This window comes from Bradyrhizobium sp. PRIMUS42 (genome assembly GCF_023006515.1).
In the GTDB taxonomy this organism is placed as follows: domain Bacteria; phylum Pseudomonadota; class Alphaproteobacteria; order Rhizobiales; family Xanthobacteraceae; genus Bradyrhizobium.
Map to the genome: position 1 here is coordinate 1 of NZ_JALBGZ010001641.1, position 399 is coordinate 399.

Genomic DNA, 399 nt, shown 5'->3' on the forward strand with positions numbered 1-399 from the left:
CCCGGTCCGAGGCCCGAGCCGGTCGCCGCCTGCGCCGCCACCGTGTTGGACGAGGTGACGTAGGGATAGGTGCCGTGGTCGACGTCAAGCAGCGCGCCTTGCGCGCCTTCGAACAGCATGCGCTTGCCTTCGCGCCGCTTGATGTCGAGCAGCCGCCACACCGTCTCGGCATAGGGCAGCAGCTCCGGCGCCAGCGCGCTCAACTCCCTCAAGATCACCTTGCCGTCGAATTCGGGCAGGCCGAGGCCGCGGCGAAGTGCGTTGTGGTGAGCAAGCAGCCGGTCGATCTTGTGCGGGAGCGTATCGAGATCGGCGAGGTCCATCAGGCGGATGGCGCGGCGGCCGACCTTGTCCTCATAGGCCGGTCCGATGCCGCGGCGGGTGGTGCCGATCGCGGTC

Annotated in this window: 1 protein-coding gene; it reads right to left on the minus strand. The window is 69.2% G+C overall.

The features are described from left to right. Positions 1 to 399, minus strand: a 399-nt coding sequence (locus MOV75_RS42065) for an adenylosuccinate synthetase (protein WP_247008776.1), incomplete at both ends; no start/stop codon positions are given.